The sequence below is a fragment of the Paenibacillus sp. MZ04-78.2 genome (genome assembly GCF_024213375.1).
Taxonomy (GTDB): Bacteria; Bacillota; Bacilli; order Paenibacillales; family NBRC-103111; genus Paenibacillus_G.
On sequence record NZ_JANAVJ010000008.1, the window covers coordinates 122933 to 144988 of the forward strand.

The following is a 22056-nucleotide window of genomic DNA, read 5'->3' on the forward strand; positions in this document are numbered from 1 at the left end:
ATCACGACAATAAGCGCGCGTATGGATGATTTTGTCACTGGGCCTGGTCGTAAGTCACCGTTTGTCTCATCTTCAGCTGCACGACGATTTTGCGAAGCGACTCTTTGTTCAAGCCGAGCTCGTTCAGCTCCTGAATCAATTGAACCCATTCCTGGTCCAGCATCTCGGGCTTGTCCCCCTGATCGTGCAAAATAAGCGTTTGTACGTTTACGCCGAGTACGGGCGCAAGCTTCCGAAGAAACTGGATGGACGGATTCGATTGCAAGTCCCTTTCGATCGAACTCAAATAAGATTTGGCGACGCCGGCGCGGGCTGCAAGCTCCGTAAGCGACATGCGTTTCTGATGTCGAAGGGACTGAATTCGTGCCCCGATCATGATTAATTCCTCCTTAGTTTTCCCGAAGGCCGAGTTTAATAGTTTTAGTTCTATATTCATACTAATTGTATCATATTTCGATACGCTTTGTATCTGTATTTGAAAAATTTTATTATTTTTTGCCTATTGACCTCAACTTTTTTTTGAAATAGGGTTCTTCACAAACTTTGCTACGTAATGTATAATCTAGTCAAGCTTGAATTCAACAGATTTCGACAAAAGTCACACGGAGATTAGTACATCGGCAATGTTTTGGAGGGAAACGGAAATGGTCAGAATCGGGGACAAAATCGCTCTGCTCCGCGAAAAGCAAGCGCTCACTCAGGAAGAGCTTTCCAGCAAAATCAACATCTCGCGCGCTTCGCTCTCGCATTACGAGAAAAACCGAAGGGAGCCGGACTACGAAACCGTGGTCAAAATTGCAGATTTTTTCAAGGTATCCATCGATTACTTATTGGGAAGAACGAAGGACCCAAGAGTCGTACTGGAGCCGGAAGTACGGGCTTTCGTAGATAGTTTGGAGCTGTCCGACGAAAAGATTATCGACCGATTCTCCTTAACCGTAGACGGCATGAAACTGACTTTTGACGAGGCAAAGCGGTTCATCGCCTTCGTAAGGGCCGAAAGATCGCTCAAATAACGCTTCCAGCTTCCCCTCCTGTCAAGCAAGCAGCCTGGCTCGATCCTCATTTCCATACAATCAGGTATACATGCACCCCGCAATGGCAATAATGGGCAATTGAGCGCTCTGCACGGTTCGCCGCGGATCGATCCTTATTCTGGCTTCATGTGGCTTGGCGATACGGACGGACGCTTGGGTTCTCCTGTACAAGGTTTGGGCACAACGGCATCAAGTATACTCATTGTATCACAAAATAGATACAAATTGTAACTGTTTTTTTGTTTTCTTTTCCATTCGTTAACAAAATATATCCAAAACGGGGAGAACCATCCTTCACAAACGTCGATACGTAATGTATAATTTAATTACTTCCTAACACAGTCTGGGAGCTTGACTCTTCGTTACGGCCGTTCTTTATAGAAAACAAGCCCCGCTGTGACAAGAGAAGCAAACGCATTCAATTGGTCTGGAAAGTTTGCTCCTGAAACGGTTTTCTCCGGATTGTGTTTTAGGTACAACGACTCATCGCAACGATTTGACAGACCTGGAACGAGATATTTCTTCCTATCCGGAGGACTATCGTATACTTAAGATGATCGGGGTGAGAACAGTTGGGGCAAATTGGAAACCGCATCGCTGCATTAAGGGAAAAGCAAGGATTGACGCAAGAAGAGCTTTCCTTCAAACTCGACATTTCCCGCGCCTCCCTCTCTCATTATGAGAAGAACCGCCGGGAACCCGACTACGATACCCTGGTGAAAATCGCCAATCATTTCAAAGTATCGATCGACTATTTGCTTGGTCGCACACAGGACCCGGAAATGGTGCTGGATCAGCAAGTCAGACAATTCGTCGACAGTCTGGAGCTGTCGGATGAACGAATTTTGCAGCATTTTGCGCTTACGATTGACGGAAAGCAGCTCACGCCGGAGGAAGCCAAGCGGTTCATCGCCTTTGTCCGGGCAGAGCGGTCCTTTTAAGCATACAATATCGGAAAAGCTGACCTTGGGCTTGCCCCAAAGGCCAGCTTCTTTGTTTATCCGCCTCTTAAGAGCCTCAAGCACCGGTTAAGGACGTGCTGCTGATCGAACCCGATTTCTTCCGCAGGCGGCAGCCGCTCCGGCTTAAACCACGCAAAAGCGAGCGCCTCGTTCCGCGGCTCGATATCGCCGGCCACCTGCACGACATACGTGAGTCCGATCGCATGTTTTCGGGGATCGATCGCATCGAATCCGCTGACGGGGGCCGCCGATGGGGCATACTGCGCCACATAGAGCGGCCGTCCGTCGTCGACAGGGCTCGTGACGGCCAACCGTTCCCCCAGCGTCTCGCTTAACTGCCGTCGGATGCCGCTTCCGATCGTTTCTCCATAATGCAATCTGCCGCCAACGGTACACCATTTGTTTCCCTGATGGGGCGTTGCCCTCCATATTAACCCGATGCGGAGAAGGGTGTCCGCTTCGTCTAATTCGACAAGAAGCACGTCAGTGCAGACAATGGGAACCAAGGATTGGACCTGCTCCCACATCTGCGGTTCAATCCACGGAGCCAAGTCGCTTCACGCTCATTTCTTCTGTTCAAAATAGGCTTTCACAATATCGAACCAAATCCTGTAGCCGACATTGTTAGGATGAACGTTATCGGCGAGGAAGGCGTTGATGTTCGAATTTACCTCCATCATCCGGCTGTAAATATCGATATAATCCAACTTGTTGGCGGCGGCAAACTCCTCGGATACGGCGACATAGTCTTTGTAATAAGCGCCTGTGCTGTTCTTGGCTTCGCCTTTCTTCGGATTCGGCGATAGCACGATGACCTTGGCCTGCGGCAAGGCCTCTTTGATTTTTTGAAGCATCGACTCCAAGTTCTCCCTCGTTTTCTGGAGCGGAATGGATTGTCCATAATCGTTAAGCACGAACGTTTCAAACAAAATAATGTGCGGCTTGGCCTCGATGACGTTGTTTACATAATTTTGAAGTATGATCATCTCGGTAGAATGGCCGGGAAAACCGTTGGATATCAGCGCCGTATTCCGCAAACCGTCGGTTCCCTGAATGTAACGGATTAGAAGATTGGCCCATTTATACTCCGGGCCGCTGGCTCCGTCCCCATTGGTTACGCTGCTGCCGAAGGTCGCTATTTTCACTTCCCCTTGGGTCAGCGTCATATAATATAAATCGTCGATGACGGATCTGGGATTCCCGTTCGGCTTGTATTTATTAATCTCGGCGATTTTTCTCTCTTCGCGGCGAATCAGTTCTTGTTCCCAAGCCGATCTGGCTTCCTTCGCCTGAATGGCGCTTACGGCTTCCAGATGCTTTTGCCCGTAGTATAAGACCCCGATAATCATCCCGAAGCTGATTACGCTTATGGAGAAAAATTTCGTCGTTATTTTCAACTTATGCCTAGTCTTTCTACCCCCAACCAACACCTTACACCTCCGTTGTGTATCCGAATGCCAAGAAGTGGGCAGGGTGTTCGGAAGGCACCTCTTCGCCTCGTCAGGCTATCCCACAGATACATATTGTAACATAATACGACTTTAAACAAAACATTTCGTATCAATTTAGTTTACGTCGTTCATCCTTCGGTCGTTTGCTCGATCAACTTGCATTTCTCCACATAGTGGCGGACGTCGTGGATGCTAATTCCGGCGCTGCTCGCTTCTCTCGCGAACTGAAGCCATTCCAGGTCGTTTGAGGATAGCTGATAGCCGTAAAGGGGAACGTCATGAATCAAGGCTTCGACCTCCACGTTCAGCACAGCGGCGATCTTGTGCAAAAATTCAATGGACGGATTTTTTTGAATATTTCTCTCCATCGAGCTCAAATAAGATTTGGCCACGCCGGCCCGGTTGGCCAGCTCGGTCAAAGATATACGCTTTTGCTTGCGATAATGCTGAATGCGATTACCAATCATGAAATCACCTTCGTTCGCCCGCTTGGTGGGACGTATGTGATATCTCATTTATGGTTAATCCCGAACCGGAGACGTAATGCAGTCCCCGGCACAGGATATTATTTCGGACCGACGTTAGACCAAGGCCCCCATGACGTTCAATCTCGATTTGGTTGAGTTAATAATTTTTTTGTACTCTTCTTCCAGCACAACGCCGATTTGGCTCCAGTTATAATATTCGGCAACAAATTGTTTGCCCAGCTCTCCCATCTTTTCGCAAAGGTTCGGATTCGAAAGCAGCAATGCCATTTCTTTGGCAAATTGCTCCGCATCGCAGGAAGCCGCTCTTCCCGCTTGATGTGCGACTACCTCTCTCCAAATGTTCACTTTGTCCGAGATCAACACCGGAGTGCCGCAGATGAGCGCTTCGATGACCGAGATGCCAAAATTTTCAGAATACGATGGAAGTACGAAGAGATCCGCTTCCTGCAACACGGCCAGCTTTTGCTGTCCGGTCACCATGCCGGTAAACAGCACCTTATCCGTCAAATGCCGCTCCCTGATCCACTCCTTGACCTTGCTGCCGTAATTCTCGTTATCCGGTCCGGCAATAACCAGATGCGCGTCGGGATGGGCATCCTTTATTTTGGCGAAGGCTTCGATAAGGATGTCCAGCCCTTTTTTGAAATTCAGACGGCTGAAAAACAACACGATTTTTTTACCATCCAGCTCCGGATACAGCTCCCGGAACGTGCCCTTGGGAGGCAGCGTCTTGTATTCCGACAGATCGACCCCGTTCGGAACCACGAATCCTTGACTGTCGAAGGTGTAGGGTTTGGCCAGGACCATTTCCTCTTCCGTTGTGTAATGCAGCGCCGAGGCCCGCTTGATGTTCTGATGTTCGAACAGCCACTCCATCACTCGCTTGCGGCCCCGGTTCCGTTGATAAATATAAGGGTCCAGCGTCCCGTGAGGACGGACAATGTAGGGAACGCCGAACTTCCGGCAGTAATGGCCGCTCACCCAGTTGTGAAACAAGTATAACGAGTGCGTATGCACGATGTCGTAGTTCGGAATGTGCTCTTCGATCGCTTTGGCAAGCCCGAAGGAGGTCCCCCAAAATTTAGGCTGCTGGATCGGAAAATACCGGATTTCTACGCCATCCTTGTACACCGGCTCGTTCAAAGGGACGTCAAGCGTTCCAGGCCCGTCCTGATTCGTCGTGAAGATCGTCACTTGATGTCCCCGTTCGACCAGCGACCGGGTCATTCCCATGATTGCCTTTGCCGGTCCCCCGTATCTTGGCGCCAAATTCGCAATCACGTGCAGGATTTTCATAATCTCCATTCCTTTCCGACTAAACTACAAAAATGTGGGTCTTCGTTTCAGCTTCACCTGCTGAAACGGACTGGGCTTTACGGATCGCGCAACATCTGTATCTTTTGCGCGCCGGCCCGTCAAGTGGATGCCGATGGAACACCATAGGAAGAAGCTGACGGCATTGCCCAGCGTGAACAGAATGCTCTCCGCGAAGGAGTATAACAGCAGAACGATAAAGATGGTCAGCAAAATTTCCAACGAGACGGAACTCTCCCGGATATATTTCTTAAGCAGAAAGTACAGAGCCGACACCGCCATAATCAGAAAGCAGATTAACCCCAGTATGCCGGTATTCAGCAGGACGACCAAATAATAGTTGTCTCTGGAAACGCTCGCTTTCGCCATGCCCTGGCCGAATATATATTCGTTGATCGTTTCGGTGCCGGCCCAAAAGTTTGACCAGATGGTCAGCCGGTTACTGAGAAGTTTATCCACATCGGCGATCAGGCTTTCTATATCGACGAACTGTATGAGGCAGATCACAAATATAAGCAGCATGCACACGCTGATGACCGATGTTCGGATCGACCAATAAAACAGACGGAACACGTACTTGCGGACCAGATACACGGCGAGCAGCAGCACGACGCACAGCAGCGCCGTACGACTGACGCTTAAGTAGATCAAGTACGCGAAGAACGGTACGGTAAGCAGGTACCTCTTCTTTTTCGTCATGCCGTAAATCAGCATCGATACCGCAAAGCCGAAAAAGGCGTACAATCCCATAAAATTGGGGTGGCGGAAATAGCCCAAGTACCGGTTGCGCAAGCTGAACGGGTCCAGGTGAAACGCCTTCGGATCGGACAGCCCGAGCACGACGGCGAGCGCCATGCAGCAAACGATTGTAAAATAGGCGACTTTGACGAAGCTGACGTACTCGATCTGGTGCAGCCGCATATAATTGGGAAGCAAAATCATACTGTAGAAAAAAAGCAGGATATATGTTCCGATCGACATCAGGCTGCTCAATGTCTGTGCGAACGTCGTGCTGTTGGTCAGGCCGATGCACATGACGATGGTCCAGCAATGAAAGACTGCGATCAAGTACTTCATCATCGGCGTGATCGAGACCGGCTGCTTGATCATATGCAGCAGCAGAATCAAGAAGTGGATGAAAATCAAGCCGAATTTGAGCGCATAGATCAAGTCACCTTCAAATTTCATGAAGGAAAGCATATTGCTGGCGATGATCAATATAATCGAAACATGAAACGCTAAGCTTCTCATTATGACACAACCTTTATGCGAGCTTGTGACGCTTATCCTACCGGCTGGACTGTTTTCCGGACAGCGGGTCTCCCCACCGACACGTAATCGATACCGGCCGACTCCGCGGCGGACAGCTTGAAGCAGTTTCTTCCGTCAAACATCGCCGAACGTTTCATCAGTGAACGAAGCATGCGCAAATCGATTTGCTTGAACTCCTCCCAATCGGTCAGCAGGAATACGCCGTCGGCCTCCCGGAGCGCTTCCTCCCACGATGCGGCATACTGCGTGGCCGGATGAAGCCATTGCGGCGCTTTATCCATCGCAATCGGATCGTAAGCGACAACCTCCGCTTCTTCGCTCACCAGCTGTTCGATGACCCGAATGGACGGCGCCTCGCGCATATCGTCGGTATTCGGCTTGAACGCAAGCCCCAGCACGGCAAATCTTAGTCCCTTCAAGCTTCCATAGTACGCTTTGGCCTTCCCGAGGATGCCGGTCTGCTGCTTCCCGTTCACTTTAACGACAGAGCGCAGCAGTTCGAAGTCGTACTGCATATTCCCGGCAATTTGAATCAGCGCATTCGTATCCTTCGGGAAGCACGAGCCTCCGTAACCGATGCCGGCCTTCAGAAATTGATTGCCGATCCGTTTGTCGAGCCCCATCCCTTCGGATACGTTCTCCACGTTTGCGTCAAGCATTTCGCACAAATTCGCGATTTCGTTAATAAAGCTGATTTTCGTAGCCAAAAAAGCATTGGAAGCGTATTTGATCATTTCGGAGCTGCGCCGGTCGGTCATGACGATCGGAATCCCGAGCGGCTCGTGAACCCGGCGGACCGTTTCACCGGCGCTGTCCCGATTGGTCCCGATGACGATCCGGTCCCCATGGAACGTATCGTAAATGGCCGTGCCTTCCCTCAAAAATTCCGGGTTCGATACGACTTCAATCTCATAGTCCGGCGAAATCCGGTCGCGGATCAGCGCTTCCACGTGATCTCCCGTTCCAACAGGTACGGTGCTTTTGATAACGAGGACCGCCTGCTTTTTCAAGTAAGGTATAGAGGATAAAGCGGCGCCTTCCACAAAGGAGATGTCCGCCATCCCGTTCGCTTGGCTCGGCGTCCCGACCGCTATAACGATCACGTCCGCCATCGGAATGGCTTCCTCATACGAATCGGTGAATCTGAGTCGGCCGCCGGTAATATGTTTTTCGAGCAGTTCTTCCAATCCCGGCTCGTAAATCGGCGAAACGAAACGGTTTAATTTCTGAATTTTATCGAGATCCAGATCAAGACCGACAACCTGATGCCCAATTTCCGCATAGCAAACCGAACTGATGAGTCCGACATAACCTGCGCCGATGACAGCAATATTCATAAGTTTTCTCCTCCCGTTTCCGCGGCAGCTCGAAATCAAGCGCCCTCCATCAGATTATCGTCTTTTTTCGGGGAGCCCGAGTACGTCTCAAAATGCTGTTCAATCTCAGCCCATTGGATAAGCAGGCGAGTCGTGTTCTCGGTATGAAGCTCGCGCCCCATATGAACCTCAAGCCACTGCATATCGGTCAGCGCCCTCAAGCTGTGCGGCGCTCCGGCTGGAATGTGCAGCATGTCGCCGGCGCGTACGCGGAAAATTTTTCCATCTAAGGCGAATTGTCCGGCTCCCGATACGATGGTCCAGCATTCGCTGTAATGCTCGTGCGAGTGATAGCTGAGGCATTGTCCTTCCGTCATTTGAACGAGACGGGTCAGTACCTCGGTGCCGTCCTGCTGTTTTTTAAAATCCAGGACTTTATATTCCCCCCATCGCTTCTCTTCGTACATCGGAGGCTGATCCGTATGCTTCAACAGTTCTTTCAGCCGCGGGCTGGAAACTTTGTCTGCAACCAGAATGCCGTCCGGGCTCGCCGCCACAACGATGTCCTTCAAACCGATTACGGTTACGGGCACGTCCAATTCGTTGACCACGTGCGTATTGGAGGAGCGTTCGCAGATTACGGCTTTGCCGATCATGTTCTGGCTCATCTCTTCTGTGAGCGTATTCCAAGTTCCCAGGTCCTTCCAATACCCTTCATACGGAACGACGACCACCCGTTCGGCCTTCTCTACCACTTCGTAATCGAAGCTAATGTTCGGCGTTTTATGATACTGCTTGAGCATCTCCTCGTATTGGATCGGAAGTCCCTTTTCCATCAGCAGGTTGATGACGTAATTGAGCTTGAATGCAAATACGCCGCAATTCCACAGCGCCTGCTGCGCGATCAGGCCTTCGGCTTCGTGCTCGCTCGGCTTTTCCGTGAAGCGGTGAACCGGCCGGTACCAAGCGTCCGCTTGCTCTCTGCCCTGCTTCGGAATGATATAGCCGTATTTGCCGGAAGGATAGGTCGGCTTCACCCCGATTAAAGCGAGGTCCGCCCCCGTTTCCTGAATGCAGCCTTCAAGCCGTTTTATATAATGAAAGAAATCATTTTCTACGTAAGGATCGACCGGCAGGACCGCTACAACCTCGTTTAATCCCGTCCCGACAATCGAATACAGATAGGTTGCCGCCAAGGCAATGGCCGGGAACGTGTCCCGGCGTTCGGGCTCGACGACGATTCTTGCCAAATGGCGAAGCTGCCGCTGCAAAATTTCGGTCTGGCTCTTGCCGGTAGCGACAAGCACATCGTCGGACAAGCCTGCGGATTCGAGCTGCCGCCATACCCGTTGGACCATCGATTCTTTTTCGCCTTTGTCATTTTGAAGAACTTGCAGGAATTGCTTGGATCGCGCATCGTTGGATAAAGGCCACAGCCGTTTGCCGGAACCTCCGGATAACAAAACCAGCTTCATGTTCCCCACTCCTTTTTATCTATGGTTCGAGCCTGCGCACAATCAAATCATGTGCAGCCGCGCTTTTTCCTGAAGCGCTTTTTCCTGAAACCGCTCTTTGACAAACTTGGCCGGCGTGCCGGCGAATACCTGGTTGGCAGGTACGTCCTTGACAACTGTGCTTCGGGCAGCTACTACCCCCATCACTCCTACCGTTACGCCCGGGTAGACGAAGACGTCGCTGGCAATCCAGGCGCCGTCCCGGATAACGATCGGACGGATGAGCAGGCCGAAGGCTTCGTCGGTCATATCGTGGCTTCCCGTGCATAAGTAGCAATGCTGGGAAACGACGCAATGCTCGCCCACTTCGATCCGGTCCAGACTGTAAAATTCGACGTTGTCGCCGATCCAGGAATAATCGCCGATGGATACTTTCCAAGGATACGTAAATTTCGCCGTGGCCCGGACCTGCACGCCCCTTCCGATTCTGGCCCCGAACATTCGGAGCAGGAACCGCCTCCATCCGTACATATTGTGAAGCGAGAAGCGAAACAGCGTCCCCTGCACGAGCCACCACAGCAGCACGACGGCATTGCTTCGGCCGCGGGAATACCAATCCTGATTGTAAAGATCAAGCCGAATCCTATTCTTCATCGCTCGATGACTCCCATTCGAAATAATTAGGCTTTCGCGTTCGTTTGCTGTACGAACGGGACGGACGCTTGATCCGATTTGCGCCGAAGCTCGGCGATCTTGATCTCGACCTGCCAGTAATACACGGAACGTGCAAATGCAAAATGAAATCCGGCAGAGCCGTCCAGAAAGCCCAGTTTAAAGAAATAGGAATGCAGGAAGGCAAAAGCCCATTTCATCGGGAGCGCGTTGAACACTTTTTTCTGCAGCGCCCGCGACGCTTTCTGGGATTCCTGCGGGTTGCTCAGCAGCCCCTTCAGGCGAACCGTCGCTTCCCAGTCCGAATAACGGTTATGCCGGGCAAAATAGTCGAATATCGCATCGTGGTCGAAGTGCAGCATCTTGTGGCGCAGCAGCTCCACCTTGCCGTTAATTTGCGGCTGATAATGCCCCTCCACCTCCCACATGTTGGCTGCGCCCAAATCGTCATAATCGAGAAACCGGCCTTCGTGCCGGTTAAACAGCACGAGCTTGTGCACTTGATGGCCGTGCTTCAGCACCTTGTTCATAAACACGTAGTCATAGCCGACAAAATACCCGTTGTGGGCCGGCGTCTTCTCCATCACAGCGGCAATTTCATCGGAGAGGCCCGACGTCACTTCCTCGTCGGCATCGACATACAGAACCCAATCGTTGCTGAAAGGCAGGTTTTCCAAGGACCACTGCTTTTTCTTGGGATATTTGCCGTCCCAGGTAAAGTTTACGACCTTGGCGTCCAAGCTTTCGGCGATCTCGACGGTTTTATCCGTGCTGTTCGAGTCGACGACGAAAATTTCGTTGAACTGGCTAACGGAACGAATACACTTGGCAATGTTTTTCTCTTCGTTTTTTGTCATAATAATGACCGATACGGGAATGAGCTTAGCCATGCACCTTGATACCACCTTCATGAACGTTTTCTGTTTTTTGAAGCAGCCCCTTGAACGCTACATCCAAATCTTGCATGATGGATTCGATGCTCAGCCGATGTTCAGCATAAATTCTTGCATTGCTGCCGAGCATCGCCCGGCGTTCCCGCTCAATCGACAGCGTGTATACGGCATCCGCCAGCTTCTCCGCCTGCTCGGCCGGAACGGTGATGCCGGCTTGCGATTCCGTTATCACCGCATGGACGGACGTGCCTTCGTCCGCTGTCGCAAGAACCGGTTTCCCGCTGGCCAGCATGCCGGTCAGCTTCGAAGGCATGACCAGATCGGAGGCGCTGCCCTTCTGAATCAGCAGATGAACGTCGGCTGTATTCAGCAGCGCATTAAGCCGTTCTGTCGGCTGGAGAGGAAGAAAATGGATCTTATCCAATTGCCGTTCCTTGGCCTGCCGGACAAGCTCCGCTTTGGCGACGCCGTCTCCGCACATCATAAATTTGATGTGCGGAATCGCTTTTGTACGCTCGGCTGCGTCCAGCACGATTTCGAGGCCCTGCTTCGCCCCCATATTGCCCGAGTACAGGAACACGACGTCGTCCGGAGCAATGCCGAGCTGCTTCCGGTAATCGTTCACCGGTTCAGGAAGCGGATAAATGGCAGACGTATCGACCCAGTTCGGAAAAAACTTTATTTTTTTCTCCGGGACGCCCTTGCTAAGCAATTTCTCCGTCATTTTGGGAGAAATGGATGACACCGCGTCGAATCGTTTCATCAGCCACCGCTCCATGCCGAGCACCGCTTTTTTCAACGCCGGCTTTTGCGGAAGCAATCCTAAATCGAACGCGGCATCGACCTCGAAATCCTGAACATGCAGCCAAGTCTTGGTCCGAAACAGCTTCGAGAGCAGGACGGACGCCGGCGAAATAACCAACGGCGGCTCCACCGCAAGCAGGATATCCGGACGCCTGAGCAGTTGGGCGATTAAGACCGGAAGGCTGGAGACCGCGAACGAGGCCAGGTGAATTAGTCGTTTGACGCCCGAAGCCTTGGCCGGAACCCAGACCGGACACCGCCATACCTTGACGCCCGGGGCCCATTGTTCCTTCGCGTATTTGGCCCCGGAGTAGCCTTCCTTCACTTTCCACTGGGGATAATAAGGCGGAGCAGTAATGACCCGGACGTCATAGCCTTGCCCGGCAAGCCATTCGGCCATTTCCCCGTTGTATTTGCCGATCCCGGTCAGCTCGGGGGCAAAGTTGATGCTGTAGAGCAGGATCTTCACAGGTCTCATCGTTCTCCTCCTTTCTTACGAGGTAGGGGTGGTTTCTACCAAGAGGTTCCCTGCCTCTCCCGTCTGAATGATATGCTGGTATTCGCTTTCGAGCGATTGCCCGATATGGTCCCAGTGATACTGATTCCGGACCATCTCGAGGCCGCTGCGCCCCATCACTTCCCGCTTTCCGGGATCGTCCAGCAGCGCAATGATCTGCTCGGCGACCGAAGCCGTCTCGCACTTGCATACGAGACCCGCCCCATGGGAGACGACTTCCCGCCAAATGTTCACTTTGTCCGAAACGAGCACCGGGGTGCCGCAGACCAGCGCTTCGATGACCGCAATGCCGAAATTTTCGGAGTACGAGGGCAGCACGAATAAATCGGCGTCCTGCAGCACCGCCAGTTTGTCTTGTCCGGTCAGCATCCCGGTGAACAGCACATGGTTCGTCAGGTTCTCCTCCCGGACCCACTGCCGCACCTGCGCCCCGTATTGTTCGTTGTCGGGCCCGCTCAGCACCAGCGCCGCATCCGGATGCGCCTGCAGGACGGAGCGGAACGATTGGATCAGCAAATCCAGTCCTTTTTTGAAATTCAGTCTGCCGAAAAACAGGATCATTTTTTTGCCCGTCAGCTCGGGGTAGCGCGTTCGGAACGCCCCTTTGTCCGGCATGTGGGCAAACTCCGCCAGATCGAGGCCAATCGGAACGACCATTCCCTGTTGATCGAAAGACACCGGCTTGGCAAGATGCATCTCCTCTTCGGTAATGAAATGCAAAGCGGCCGCATTCCGGAAGTTGCGGTTCTCGAACAGCAGCTCCATCAGCCGTTTGCGTCTCCGGTGGCGCTGATAAATGAACGGGTCCAGCGTGCCGTGCGGACAAACGATATAAGGCACTTTGTATTTTCTGCTGTAATAGCCGGCTGCCAGATTGTGGAACAAATATAGCGCGTGAATATGCACAATGTCGTATTTGGGAATATCCCGCTTTAATGCGGCTGCCATCGGCAAGGACGTGCCCCAAAAGCTCGGCTTTTGAACCGGGAAATAGGTAATTCCCACTCCGTTTTTCAGGACAGGTTCACCCAGCGGAACGTCAAGCCGGTCCGGCCCGTCTTGATCGGTTGTAAAAATGCTGACCTGATGACCCAACTTCGCCAACGCTGCCGACATCTCCAAAGTCGCTTTTGCCGGTCCCCCGTACCGGGGAGCCAAGTTGGCAATCACATGAAGAATTTTCATGAATCATCCTCTTTCCCATGGTTTGGATATGTTTCAAGTGACTGTGATCGCATACGACGGTTGGGCCCCACCGCTTTCCTGCATCCGCCGTATGATTCGCACGTCCTGAAAACAAATGCCGACGGAGGACCAGAGGAATATACTTGCCGCATTGCCAAGTGTAAACATCACGCTTTCGGTAAACGAGTACAGCGCAAGCGAAATCATCATGGCGATAATCATCCCCAGCGTCTTCGAGGGCGTTTCGTTAAACTGTTTAAGCAGGCCATAGAAGGTATTCATCAACATGATCACGAACATCGCGAGCCCCAAAAAACCGGTGCTGGTCAGGACGACCAAATAATAGTTATCCATACTTTCGTCGGTTTTGAGCGTTCCCTGCCCGATGATAAAATTCAGAAGGCTTTCGTTTCTTTCCAGAAGGCCGCTCCATATGGAAATCCGGTTGCTTAGCGCTTTATCGACGGCTTCGAGCAGCGTGGCCCGGTCCACAATCGTCAACATTCCGAACAGGAGGCATGCCAGCATCGGGAAAAAGATAAAAGGGTATTTCAGCACCAGCAGCATCCCCGTATACAGAATCCGCTTGAGCATAAAAATCAACAGCATCGCGATGACGGTATATAATGCGGTCCGGCTTCCGCTCATCACAATCAGCGTAAGGTAGAACGGGACCGTCAACAGATACAGCCGGCTGCGGCCTAAGGAGTGCATGATGATGGAAACGACGCTCCCCAGAAACGCATAGAGCCCGAGCGAGTTCGGATGCTGGAAGCAGGCCAAATACCGGTTGCGCAAGCTGTACGGATCAAGATGAAACGATTTCGGATCGCCGAAGCCGGCCACAATCGACACGCCGATCGAAAACAGGATCGCAAAATAAAATATCCGAACAATCTCGGCATAGTTCTTATTTTCGTAGCTGACATAGTTGGGCAGCAGGACGATGGCAAAGCCAAACAGCATGATGTAAGAAAAGATGGTCATGCCCATGGACACGATATCACCGATCGAAGTGCCGTTCGTTAAACCCAGACACATGACGACCACCCAAAGGTAGAAGATGAGCGGCATCATTCGCGAGTACGGAGTCATCCGGATTTTCTTTTTTTGAGTCGCCAGGTAGATCAGAATGAACACGGTGCAACATAAAACAAGCACAAATTTGCCAATGTAAAATACATTAACGGCGTCGAATCTCATGAACGCAAGAACATTACAAGAAACCAGTAAAAACATTAAACTATTAAAGGTTATGTTTCTCACTCGATCCAACCCTTGCTTCCCTTTTCTGATTCTTGGCCATTACGTAGCCGGACAGCTTCCTCGGCAAAAACTTACTTCCCATGTGCAGAGCCGTCTTTAAGCAAAACAGCAATTCATCCGACTTCAGCAATAATGAAACGAAGAGATAGGCAAGACCCGATGCGATAACGATCAAGCCAAGGTCGAGGGCAAGCGCAAAACTGGACTGGACGGTTCGGTCGAACAAATGAAGCTCCAGCAGATGGGACATTCCAAAAATAACGGCGACCATGACCCCCACGGAGACGAGCGATTTCCAAAACGGAAAATGCGCCACTTTGACGCCCGTTTTTTTGTACATTCTTCTTCGCAGGACGTTATATAGAACAAAAAAGCTAACCATCTCGGAAATGGCTGTACTTAAAGCAAGTCCCTTAATCCCGAATATCGGCACGGAGATCGAATTCAGCGTCACGTTGATACCGATCTGCATCGTCGTATTCAGGACCGGCGTCCTTGAATCTTTCATCGCGTAAAACGAGCGCAGAATGAATTCCTTCCAGGACAGGAAAGGCAGCCCGATGGAGTAAAAGCATACGATCGACGCGGTAATCAGCGTCGCCGTTTGGTTGAACGCTCCGCGCTCGTACAGGAATTGCGTAATCGGGATCGCCATGAGCACAAGAATGGCGGCAATCGGAAGCATGAAGAAGGATAATATGCCGAGTCCTTTGCGGATCAGACTCATAAATTCCTCTTCCTTGCCGAGGCCTGCCTTCTCGGACAGCTTCGGAAACAGCACGACCAGAATCGGCATTTGGACGACGCCGACAAACAGGCTGAATATCCGCTGGCCGTATCCCAAAGCGGCCACGCTGCCCACCGCCAGACCGGACGAGAAGAAGCGGTCGACGATGACGTTGATTTGTCCGCCCATGCCGGTAGCGATGGTGGACGGCGCCATGGTGATGATCTTCTTGAAATCTTTATCTTTAAGATTGATGAACCACTTATAGCCCGTCGTTTTAAACACGGGAAGCTGAATCAAAAATTGAGCAGCGACCCCGAGCACATAGCACACCGTAACCCATTCGATTCCGCCCAAAAATCCTGCGGCAAACATCCCGACAATGACAACCGCGTTATTCGGAATGTTGCTTAGAGCGGAATAGCCGAACTTGTTTTGCGATTGAAGCACCGTCGTCGCCCAACCCGCAAGCCCGAGGAATATCGTGACGGGCATCATCATGCGCGTCAGATGGATGGCCAGTTCCGCCTGGTGCCCGGTAAACCCCGGAGCGATCGTATGGATCAGCAGCGGAGCCATGCCATAGCCTACAAGCGTAAAGCCGACCAGCACGATGACGACGACATGCAGCAAGCTTAAGCTGACGTTCCGGAAAGCTTCCACTTTGCGATCCGCATGCAGCACGGAAAGCACGGGAATGCCTGCCGTACCGATCGCCGGACCCAGGAAGCTGAACAAAATGTAAGTCACCGTCTGGGCCATAATAAAGGCATCGACTTCCGGACCTACCCCGAAAAATGCGGCCAACGTCGATTCCCTGACAAAACCGAGCATACGCCCCAGTATGGTTGCCCCGAAAATCCAAATCGCCGGTTTGCTTAATCTCTCGATCGCTTGGCTCGATTGGCCTTCATGTTTTTGTACGGATTCCGACAATATGGTTTCCCCCATAAAGCACCGTTAAGACCGCCTTCGATTTGCGCAGCCTTAACGGCTCGTTAGTAACAACGAAGTCCGGTAAATGGCGGGACGCTCTGACCGTTATGTTCTTGACGATCAGATGACCGACGTGAGGACCTTGTTCTTCATCTCCTGCTCAACGCGGGCCATATCCGCATCCATCATCATATGAATCATGCTGCGGAAACTGACCTCCTGCTGCCAGCCAAGCTTGTTTTTCGCTTTCGTGCAGTCGCCGAGCAGCAAGTCGACTTCGGCCGGACGGAAAAATTTCGGATCAATCACGACGTGATCCTCATAATTCAGATCGACATACGAGAAGGCGATTTCCAGCAGCTCCCGCACCGTATGCATTTCATTCGTCGAGATGACGTAATCGTCCGGCTGCTCTTGCTGCAGCATCAGCCACATCGCTTTGACGTAATCGCCGGCAAATCCCCAATCGCGCTTGGCGTCAAGGTTGCCCATACGCAGCTCGCTCTGCAGCCCCAGCTTGATGCGGGCTACCCCGTCCGTTACTTTGCGGGTGACGAATTCAATGCCGCGTCTTGGCGATTCGTGATTGAACAATATGCCCGAGCAGGCAAACATATCGAAGCTTTCGCGGTAGTTAACCGTAATCCAGTGACCGTACACCTTGGAGACGCCGTACGGGCTGCGCGGATAGAAGGGCGTCGTTTCCTTCTGCGGCGTTTCGACGACCTTGCCGAACATCTCGCTGCTGGACGCTTGGTAGAACCGGGCATCCGGGCCTGCAAGCCGTACGGCCTCCAGCATGTTGGTCACACCGAGCGCGGTAATTTGACCGGTCAGAAGCGGCTGCGGCCAGGACGCCTCGACGAAGGACTGTGCCGCAAGGTTGTACACTTCTTCCGGCTGACTGGCGCGCACGGCCAAAATTAAGGAGGCAAGATCAGTCAAATCGCCCGAAATCCACTCGATTTCGTTGCGGACATGCGCGATATTTTCATAATTCGGAGTGCTGGTCCGGCGGCGAAGGCCGTACACCTTGTATCCTTTTTCCAGCAGCAGTTCCGCAAGATACGACCCGTCTTGGCCGGTTATACCTGTAATTAGAGCTCTCTTCATACGATCCTCCTGTAATTGGCGGCAGTTTTCAGTTGTCCTTGATTTTCCTGGTACCAGGCATACGTTTGGCGCAAGCCTTCCTCCAAGGATATGGTCGCTTTCCAGCCGATTCCGTTTAGTTTGGTTACATCCACAAGCTTTCTGGGAGTGCCGTCCGGCTTCGACGGATCGAAGGTAATTTCCCCCCGGTAGCCGACGGTATCCTTGATTTTCTCCGCCAGCTCCCGGATCGAGATATCTTCGCCGACCCCGACATTGATGATTTCATCGCTTTCGTAATGCTTCATCAGATACACGCACGCATCCGCCAAATCGTCCACATGCAGAAACTCGCGCTTCGGCTGCCCCGTGCCCCAAATTTCCACGTAAGGCGCACCCGTCAGCTTCGCTTCATGGAACTTCCGGATCATCGCCGGCAGCACATGGGAATTTTGCAGATCGAAGTTGTCGTTGGGCCCATATAGATTGGTCGGCATGACCGAAATATACTTGGTGCCGTATTGGCGGTTATACGACTGGCACATTTTGATGCCCGCGATTTTAGCGACTGCATACGGCTCATTGGTCGGCTCCAGTCCGCCGCTGAGCAAATAATCCTCTTTCATCGGCTGCGGCGCGTATTTCGGGTAAATGCAGGTGCTTCCCAAAAACAACAGCCGTTTTACGCCGTAACGATAAGCGGCATCGACAACATTCGTTTGAATCAGCAGATTGTCGCGTATAAAATCGGCCGGGTATTCGTTATTGGCAACAATACCGCCTACCTTGGCGGCGGCCAGAAAGACGACGTCGATTTGCTCTTCTTGAAAGAAGGCGTCTACCTTGCGTGCGTCCCGAAGGTCGAGTTCGACCGATGTTTTGCATACGATATTCTCGTACCCTTCGCTTTGCAGCTTTCTAACGATCGCGGAGCCTGCCAAGCCCCGGTGACCGGCAACATAAATTCTGGACGTGGTTTGCATCGTTGTGGAATTCACCTTCCTGTGGCTAATATGCGTTTTTCGAGCCGAGCAGCATGCTCACCGTTTTTAAAATGATTTTCAGGTCGAGGAGGAAGCTTCGATGTACAATATATTGGATATCCAACTCGATCATTTGTTCGAAGCTCAAGCTGTTCCTGCCGCTAACCTGCCATAACCCCGTACATCCCGGTACCACCTGAAGACGCTTCATATGATAGGAAGAATATTCCTCCACTTCCCTGGGCAGCGGAGGCCGGGGACCCACCAGACTCATATGGCCCTTGAGCACGTTGAACAATTGAGGCAGCTCGTCGATACTCGTTTTGCGAATAAACTTTCCCACTTTCGTGATGCGGGGATCGTGCTTCATTTTAAACATGTGGCCTTCAATCTCGTTTTGACTGAGCAACTGAGGCAGCAGCTCCTCCGCATTGGAAATCATCGAGCGAAATTTATACATTCGAAAATGCTTGCCGTTTTTGCCCACCCTGATCTGATGAAAAAACACAGGGCCCTTCGGGTCCTCCATCTTTATAAGAAGCGCCACGACAACGAATACGGGCAGCAGAACGACAATTCCACAAACGGCGCCAAGAAAATCCAGGATTCGTTTCGCAATTAAGTACGTTTGGCGGGCCTCGTCCAATGAATGGTTCATTGAATCGTCCAAACGGGCCTTCATATCCGAACTCATTGCCTTTCTCCCCTAACCATGCAGACTAATGGCCTTTTCCCGATCTACGATTTCTTGAAGCGCATGAAGCAGCGGAGACCGCAGTTCTTGGTTCATCAAAGCAAAATCGAGCGAAGTAAGAATAAAGCCGAGCTTTTCGCCCACATCGTAACGAACGCCCTCAAAATGATAAGCGAATACTTGCTGAAGCTCATTCAACTTCTGAATGGCGTCCGTCAACTGAATCTCCCCGCCGGAGCCCGCTTCCTGCGCCTCGAGAATATTGAAAATTTCGGGAGTCAGGATATAACGGCCCATGATTGCCAGATTGGAGGGCGCTTTGCCTCTCGGCGGCTTCTCGACGAATTGTCTGACTTTATAAAGTCGTCCCTGCTTATCGATCGGATCGATGATGCCGTAACGGCTCGTTTCCTCTTGGGAAACCGGTTGGACGCCGATCACGGAGCTTTCCGTCTTCTCGTAATACTGAATCATCTGCTTCAAGCAAGGGGTCTCTCCATGCACGATGTCGTCACCGAGCAGCACGGCAAACGGCTCATCGCCAATAAATTTGCGCGCGCACCAAACGGCATGTCCAAGGCCTTTCGCTTCTTTTTGACGAATATAGTGAATGTCGACAATTCGCGAAGGGTGCTGAACCTTCTGCAGCAGCTCAAGCTTCCCTTTCTCAAGCAAGCTGTGCTCAAGCTCGAACGCATTGTCGAAATGATCTTCGATCGCGCGTTTCCCTTTACCCGTTACAATAATGATGTCGGTAATGCCGGATTGTACCGCTTCTTCGACAATATACTGGATTGTCGGCTTATCGACGATCGGAAGCATTTCCTTGGGCATCGCTTTCGTAGCCGGTAAAAAACGCGTACCTAACCCGGCTGCGGGAATAATGGCTTTTCTTACTTTTCTCATAACACTACCTCCCCGAACTCCATATATTTCTACTTCTCATCTCGCAGCCTGAATATTGTGTACAAAGCCTTTACAATCGGCTTGGGCATCTAACCCACCCTCACAACATACCAGCGACGATGTACGTCTAAGGCGCTGCCGCCCACAGTATGCCCGAGTGCCTACAGTGGTAAAGGTGCAGTAGACATTACCTGAAAGCTTTTTCGGTTGTGAGGAACCTTCCCGGGCTGCTTCACGATTATCTGGAAGCCCCGTAATAGGCGTATGTCTCTTCGTTGTTGGTGTTGGGTTTGTTATTTAGAACAACGCCAAGGATTTTGGCATTGACGTGCTGCAAGCGGGATAGCGCCTTATTTGCCCGGTGCCGCTTCACTTTGCCCGACTTTAGGACGAATACGACACCGTCGCATTTGGTCGCTACGATTTGAGCATCCGTAACCGCCAGAACCGGCGGAGAGTCCAATAAGACAACGTCGAACGTTTGAAGAAGATCTTCCAGCAATTGGTCCATTCTTTTGGAAGCGAGCATTTCTGCCGGATTGGGAGGGATCGGACCTGAGGTAAGTACCGTTAAATGCTCGATATGGGTTTCGCTGAGCGCTTGCTTGACATTCAGTTGACCGGCGAGCAGATTGGACAGCCCTTGCCGGTTCGACTTCATGAAATAATGATGCAGAGTCGGATTCCGCATATCCGCATCGATGAGGACGACATTTTTGCCTTCCTGCGCAAAGGTGACGGCGAGATTCGAGATAGTCGTCGATTTTCCTTCGCCCGGTTCGGAGGAAGTCGCCAGAATCGTGCGGATTTGACGGTCGATTTCTGAGAACTGAATGTTCGTTCGCAGCATTCGATAAGATTCGGAAATATAGGATCTGGGATTCTCGTGAGTAATCAGCTTGAGATTATTGGCCGGTGCTGGCATATTCCGTCTCACCTACCTGCTTCATATTTTTATCGAGCCGATGTTTTTTGAAGTTATCTTTCGTCGTTTTGTTGATCGTCACCAGCACCGGCAGCCCGAGGTAGTTGTCCACATCCTGCTCGGTTTTGATCGTGTCGTCCAGATTCTCCAGCAGGAAGGCCAGACCGACGGAAACGACGAAGGATACGACAAACGCAATAATGAGATTAATCAGCGGTTTTGGCCGGACAGGCTCCGGATTCTCGTCGACCTTGGCTTCGTTTAGTATCATCACGTTGTCGACTTTCATAATGAGCGGGATTTGAGCCTTGAATACATCCGCGATTGCATTCACGATGCGGATCGCACGGGCTTGAGAGCCGTCCTCGATACTGACGCTGATCACCTGCGTCTCGTTAACGGAACTCACCTGGACCTTCTTGATCAACTGCTGTGTCGTCAGCCCGAGATCCGGATTCTGATCAAGCACTTTATCCATAATGGCCGGGGATTTGATGATTTCCTTGTATGTATTGACCAGCAACAGGTTCGAACGGACCGAGTCGGGATTCAAGTAATCCTTCTCGCTGGCGATGGTCGATTTGTTGACGATCAATTTGGAATTGGCTAAGTACACTGGTTTGATGACGTAGAAGCTAAGCAGACTCGTTACGACACATGAAATAAGAATAATGACGACGATCATCCGAATTCTTTTTCTTATGACACTGAAGTATTCTTTCAGTTCCAGTTCCATCTATTCTCTCTCCCTGCCACCGCAAACTTTAATAATGGGTTCGTGCTGATCATTAGCAAAAATCGGTTTTATTATCCCCCTTCCATGATGTAATGGCCTACCGTTCTTTACTAAGAACAATTTCAATATTTTGATACAATTCGTATCATTTATGACAATCATTACTCTATGACACTTCATAAAAATTGTCAATCCTTTTTTTGGAAGGATACTCCAGAGGGAAAAGAGGGGAAAATGGAGAGCGGACAAACTGTCCCGGATCGCTGTTTTTTTCAAGAAATCTCCGCTTGGACAGCACTTTACCGACATCCATACGAATTTGCTTCCATTCGCAAGTTTGACCGCTCATCGACGCTCCTTTCATGCTGCGGCAACATGAAGGATGGTTCAACCGATTTATTTATCCCACTCTATGATACATTTTGT

General features: G+C 51.3%; 22 protein-coding genes. 2 read left to right on the forward strand and 20 right to left on the reverse strand.

All coding sequences use genetic code 11. The features are described from left to right. Positions 1-34: 34 nt before the first annotated feature. A complete protein-coding gene (locus NLX71_RS08985; protein WP_090670648.1) occupies positions 35-376 on the reverse strand; it encodes an XRE family transcriptional regulator in 342 nt (113 codons plus the stop codon). A 268-nt stretch (positions 377-644) separates the two neighbouring features. On the opposite strand from NLX71_RS08985, the gene NLX71_RS08990 reads away from it, so the two are divergent. Next, positions 645-1016 (forward strand): helix-turn-helix domain-containing protein, encoded by a 372-nt coding sequence (locus NLX71_RS08990; RefSeq protein ID WP_254363271.1) that lies wholly within the window; start codon positions 645-647, stop codon positions 1014-1016. A gap of 593 nt (positions 1017-1609) precedes the next feature. Further along, positions 1610-1978 carry a helix-turn-helix domain-containing protein gene (locus tag NLX71_RS08995; RefSeq protein ID WP_254363272.1) on the forward strand — a complete coding sequence of 123 codons (369 nt, stop codon included), beginning with the start codon at positions 1610-1612 and terminating at the stop codon, positions 1976-1978. A 56-nt stretch (positions 1979-2034) separates the two neighbouring features. On the opposite strand, the gene NLX71_RS09000 is transcribed toward NLX71_RS08995, so the two are convergent. The 19 genes from NLX71_RS09000 to NLX71_RS09090 form a co-directional block, all read right to left on the reverse strand. Continuing rightward, on the reverse strand, positions 2035-2550 hold the full coding sequence (locus tag NLX71_RS09000) for a DUF4916 domain-containing protein (protein WP_254363273.1): 516 nt from the start codon (positions 2548-2550) through the stop codon (positions 2035-2037). Positions 2551-2562: 12 nt separating this feature from the next. Next, complete coding sequence (locus NLX71_RS09005; protein ID WP_254363274.1) at positions 2563-3396, reverse strand: SGNH/GDSL hydrolase family protein; 834 nt, start codon at positions 3394-3396, stop codon at positions 2563-2565. A gap of 182 nt (positions 3397-3578) precedes the next feature. Further along, positions 3579-3917 carry an XRE family transcriptional regulator gene (locus NLX71_RS09010; protein ID WP_254363275.1) on the reverse strand — a complete coding sequence of 113 codons (339 nt, stop codon included), beginning with the start codon at positions 3915-3917 and terminating at the stop codon, positions 3579-3581. A gap of 114 nt (positions 3918-4031) precedes the next feature. After that, positions 4032-5234 (reverse strand): glycosyltransferase, encoded by a 1203-nt coding sequence (locus tag NLX71_RS09015; RefSeq protein ID WP_254363276.1) that lies wholly within the window; start codon positions 5232-5234, stop codon positions 4032-4034. Positions 5235-5258: 24 nt separating this feature from the next. Continuing rightward, positions 5259-6503, reverse strand: coding sequence for an O-antigen ligase family protein (locus NLX71_RS09020; protein ID WP_254363277.1), 1245 nt, complete (start codon positions 6501-6503; stop codon positions 5259-5261). A 32-nt stretch (positions 6504-6535) separates the two neighbouring features. After that, on the reverse strand, positions 6536-7861 hold the full coding sequence (locus NLX71_RS09025) for a UDP-glucose dehydrogenase family protein (RefSeq protein ID WP_254363278.1): 1326 nt from the start codon (positions 7859-7861) through the stop codon (positions 6536-6538). 35 nt (positions 7862-7896) lie between these two features. Beyond that, on the reverse strand, positions 7897-9315 hold the full coding sequence (locus NLX71_RS09030; protein WP_254363279.1) for a sugar phosphate nucleotidyltransferase: 1419 nt from the start codon (positions 9313-9315) through the stop codon (positions 7897-7899). Between the two features lie 42 nt (positions 9316-9357). After that, on the reverse strand, positions 9358-9948 hold the full coding sequence (locus tag NLX71_RS09035) for a WcaF family extracellular polysaccharide biosynthesis acetyltransferase (protein ID WP_254363280.1): 591 nt from the start codon (positions 9946-9948) through the stop codon (positions 9358-9360). A gap of 26 nt (positions 9949-9974) precedes the next feature. Beyond that, positions 9975-10856: a glycosyltransferase family 2 protein gene (locus NLX71_RS09040; protein WP_254363281.1), complete on the reverse strand. Its 882-nt coding sequence runs from the start codon at positions 10854-10856 to the stop codon at positions 9975-9977. Continuing rightward, the gene (locus NLX71_RS09045; protein ID WP_254363282.1) at positions 10849-12141 is read right to left on the reverse strand and encodes a glycosyltransferase WbuB; all 1293 of its coding nucleotides are present in this window, start codon (positions 12139-12141) and stop codon (positions 10849-10851) included. The genes NLX71_RS09040 and NLX71_RS09045 overlap by 8 nt, the downstream gene beginning before the upstream one ends. A gap of 15 nt (positions 12142-12156) precedes the next feature. Then, complete coding sequence (locus NLX71_RS09050) at positions 12157-13365, reverse strand: glycosyltransferase (RefSeq protein WP_254363283.1); 1209 nt, start codon at positions 13363-13365, stop codon at positions 12157-12159. 33 nt (positions 13366-13398) lie between these two features. Continuing rightward, positions 13399-14406, reverse strand: a complete 1008-nt coding sequence (locus tag NLX71_RS09055) for an O-antigen ligase family protein (RefSeq protein WP_254363284.1) — start codon at positions 14404-14406, stop codon at positions 13399-13401. Positions 14407-14611: 205 nt separating this feature from the next. Continuing rightward, positions 14612-16294: a murein biosynthesis integral membrane protein MurJ gene (gene murJ, locus NLX71_RS09060; RefSeq protein ID WP_254363285.1), complete on the reverse strand. Its 1683-nt coding sequence runs from the start codon at positions 16292-16294 to the stop codon at positions 14612-14614. 120 nt (positions 16295-16414) lie between these two features. After that, positions 16415-17407, reverse strand: a complete 993-nt coding sequence (gene gmd / locus NLX71_RS09065) for a GDP-mannose 4,6-dehydratase (protein ID WP_254363286.1) — start codon at positions 17405-17407, stop codon at positions 16415-16417. After that, complete coding sequence (fcl, locus tag NLX71_RS09070) at positions 17404-18369, reverse strand: GDP-L-fucose synthase (protein ID WP_254363287.1); 966 nt, start codon at positions 18367-18369, stop codon at positions 17404-17406. Before fcl ends, gmd begins: the two co-directional genes overlap by 4 nt. A 25-nt stretch (positions 18370-18394) precedes the next feature. Further along, on the reverse strand, positions 18395-19051 hold the full coding sequence (locus NLX71_RS09075; RefSeq protein WP_254363322.1) for a sugar transferase: 657 nt from the start codon (positions 19049-19051) through the stop codon (positions 18395-18397). A gap of 24 nt (positions 19052-19075) precedes the next feature. Then, positions 19076-19969: a UTP--glucose-1-phosphate uridylyltransferase GalU gene (gene galU, locus NLX71_RS09080; protein WP_254363288.1), complete on the reverse strand. Its 894-nt coding sequence runs from the start codon at positions 19967-19969 to the stop codon at positions 19076-19078. A gap of 238 nt (positions 19970-20207) precedes the next feature. Beyond that, positions 20208-20894 carry a CpsD/CapB family tyrosine-protein kinase gene (locus tag NLX71_RS09085; RefSeq protein ID WP_254363289.1) on the reverse strand — a complete coding sequence of 229 codons (687 nt, stop codon included), beginning with the start codon at positions 20892-20894 and terminating at the stop codon, positions 20208-20210. After that, on the reverse strand, positions 20875-21630 hold the full coding sequence (locus NLX71_RS09090; protein WP_254363290.1) for a YveK family protein: 756 nt from the start codon (positions 21628-21630) through the stop codon (positions 20875-20877). Before NLX71_RS09090 ends, NLX71_RS09085 begins: the two co-directional genes overlap by 20 nt. Positions 21631-22056: the final 426 nt, after the last annotated feature.

Excerpts from the sequence above, each read along its gene's own strand:
- NLX71_RS08985 (WP_090670648.1), bottom strand. The coding sequence starts at position 376 with ATGATCGGGGCACGAATTCAGTCCCTTCGACATCAGAAACGCATGTCG.
- NLX71_RS08990 (WP_254363271.1), top strand. The coding sequence starts at position 645 with ATGGTCAGAATCGGGGACAAAATCGCTCTGCTCCGCGAAAAGCAAGCG.
- NLX71_RS09010 (WP_254363275.1), bottom strand. The coding sequence starts at position 3,917 with ATGATTGGTAATCGCATTCAGCATTATCGCAAGCAAAAGCGTATATCT.
- NLX71_RS09015 (WP_254363276.1), bottom strand. The coding sequence starts at position 5,234 with ATGAAAATCCTGCACGTGATTGCGAATTTGGCGCCAAGATACGGGGGA.
- NLX71_RS09020 (WP_254363277.1), bottom strand. The coding sequence starts at position 6,503 with ATGAGAAGCTTAGCGTTTCATGTTTCGATTATATTGATCATCGCCAGC.
- NLX71_RS09025 (WP_254363278.1), bottom strand. The coding sequence starts at position 7,861 with ATGAATATTGCTGTCATCGGCGCAGGTTATGTCGGACTCATCAGTTCG.
- NLX71_RS09030 (WP_254363279.1), bottom strand. The coding sequence starts at position 9,315 with ATGAAGCTGGTTTTGTTATCCGGAGGTTCCGGCAAACGGCTGTGGCCT.
- NLX71_RS09035 (WP_254363280.1), bottom strand. The coding sequence starts at position 9,948 with ATGAAGAATAGGATTCGGCTTGATCTTTACAATCAGGATTGGTATTCC.
- NLX71_RS09040 (WP_254363281.1), bottom strand. The coding sequence starts at position 10,856 with ATGGCTAAGCTCATTCCCGTATCGGTCATTATTATGACAAAAAACGAA.
- NLX71_RS09045 (WP_254363282.1), bottom strand. The coding sequence starts at position 12,141 with ATGAGACCTGTGAAGATCCTGCTCTACAGCATCAACTTTGCCCCCGAG.
- NLX71_RS09050 (WP_254363283.1), bottom strand. The coding sequence starts at position 13,365 with ATGAAAATTCTTCATGTGATTGCCAACTTGGCTCCCCGGTACGGGGGA.
- NLX71_RS09055 (WP_254363284.1), bottom strand. The coding sequence starts at position 14,406 with ATGTGTCTGGGTTTAACGAACGGCACTTCGATCGGTGATATCGTGTCC.
- gmd (WP_254363286.1), bottom strand. The coding sequence starts at position 17,407 with ATGAAGAGAGCTCTAATTACAGGTATAACCGGCCAAGACGGGTCGTAT.
- fcl (WP_254363287.1), bottom strand. The coding sequence starts at position 18,369 with ATGCAAACCACGTCCAGAATTTATGTTGCCGGTCACCGGGGCTTGGCA.
- NLX71_RS09075 (WP_254363322.1), bottom strand. The coding sequence starts at position 19,051 with ATGAAGGCCCGTTTGGACGATTCAATGAACCATTCATTGGACGAGGCC.
- galU (WP_254363288.1), bottom strand. The coding sequence starts at position 19,969 with ATGAGAAAAGTAAGAAAAGCCATTATTCCCGCAGCCGGGTTAGGTACG.
- NLX71_RS09085 (WP_254363289.1), bottom strand. The coding sequence starts at position 20,894 with ATGCCAGCACCGGCCAATAATCTCAAGCTGATTACTCACGAGAATCCC.
- NLX71_RS09090 (WP_254363290.1), bottom strand. The coding sequence starts at position 21,630 with ATGGAACTGGAACTGAAAGAATACTTCAGTGTCATAAGAAAAAGAATT.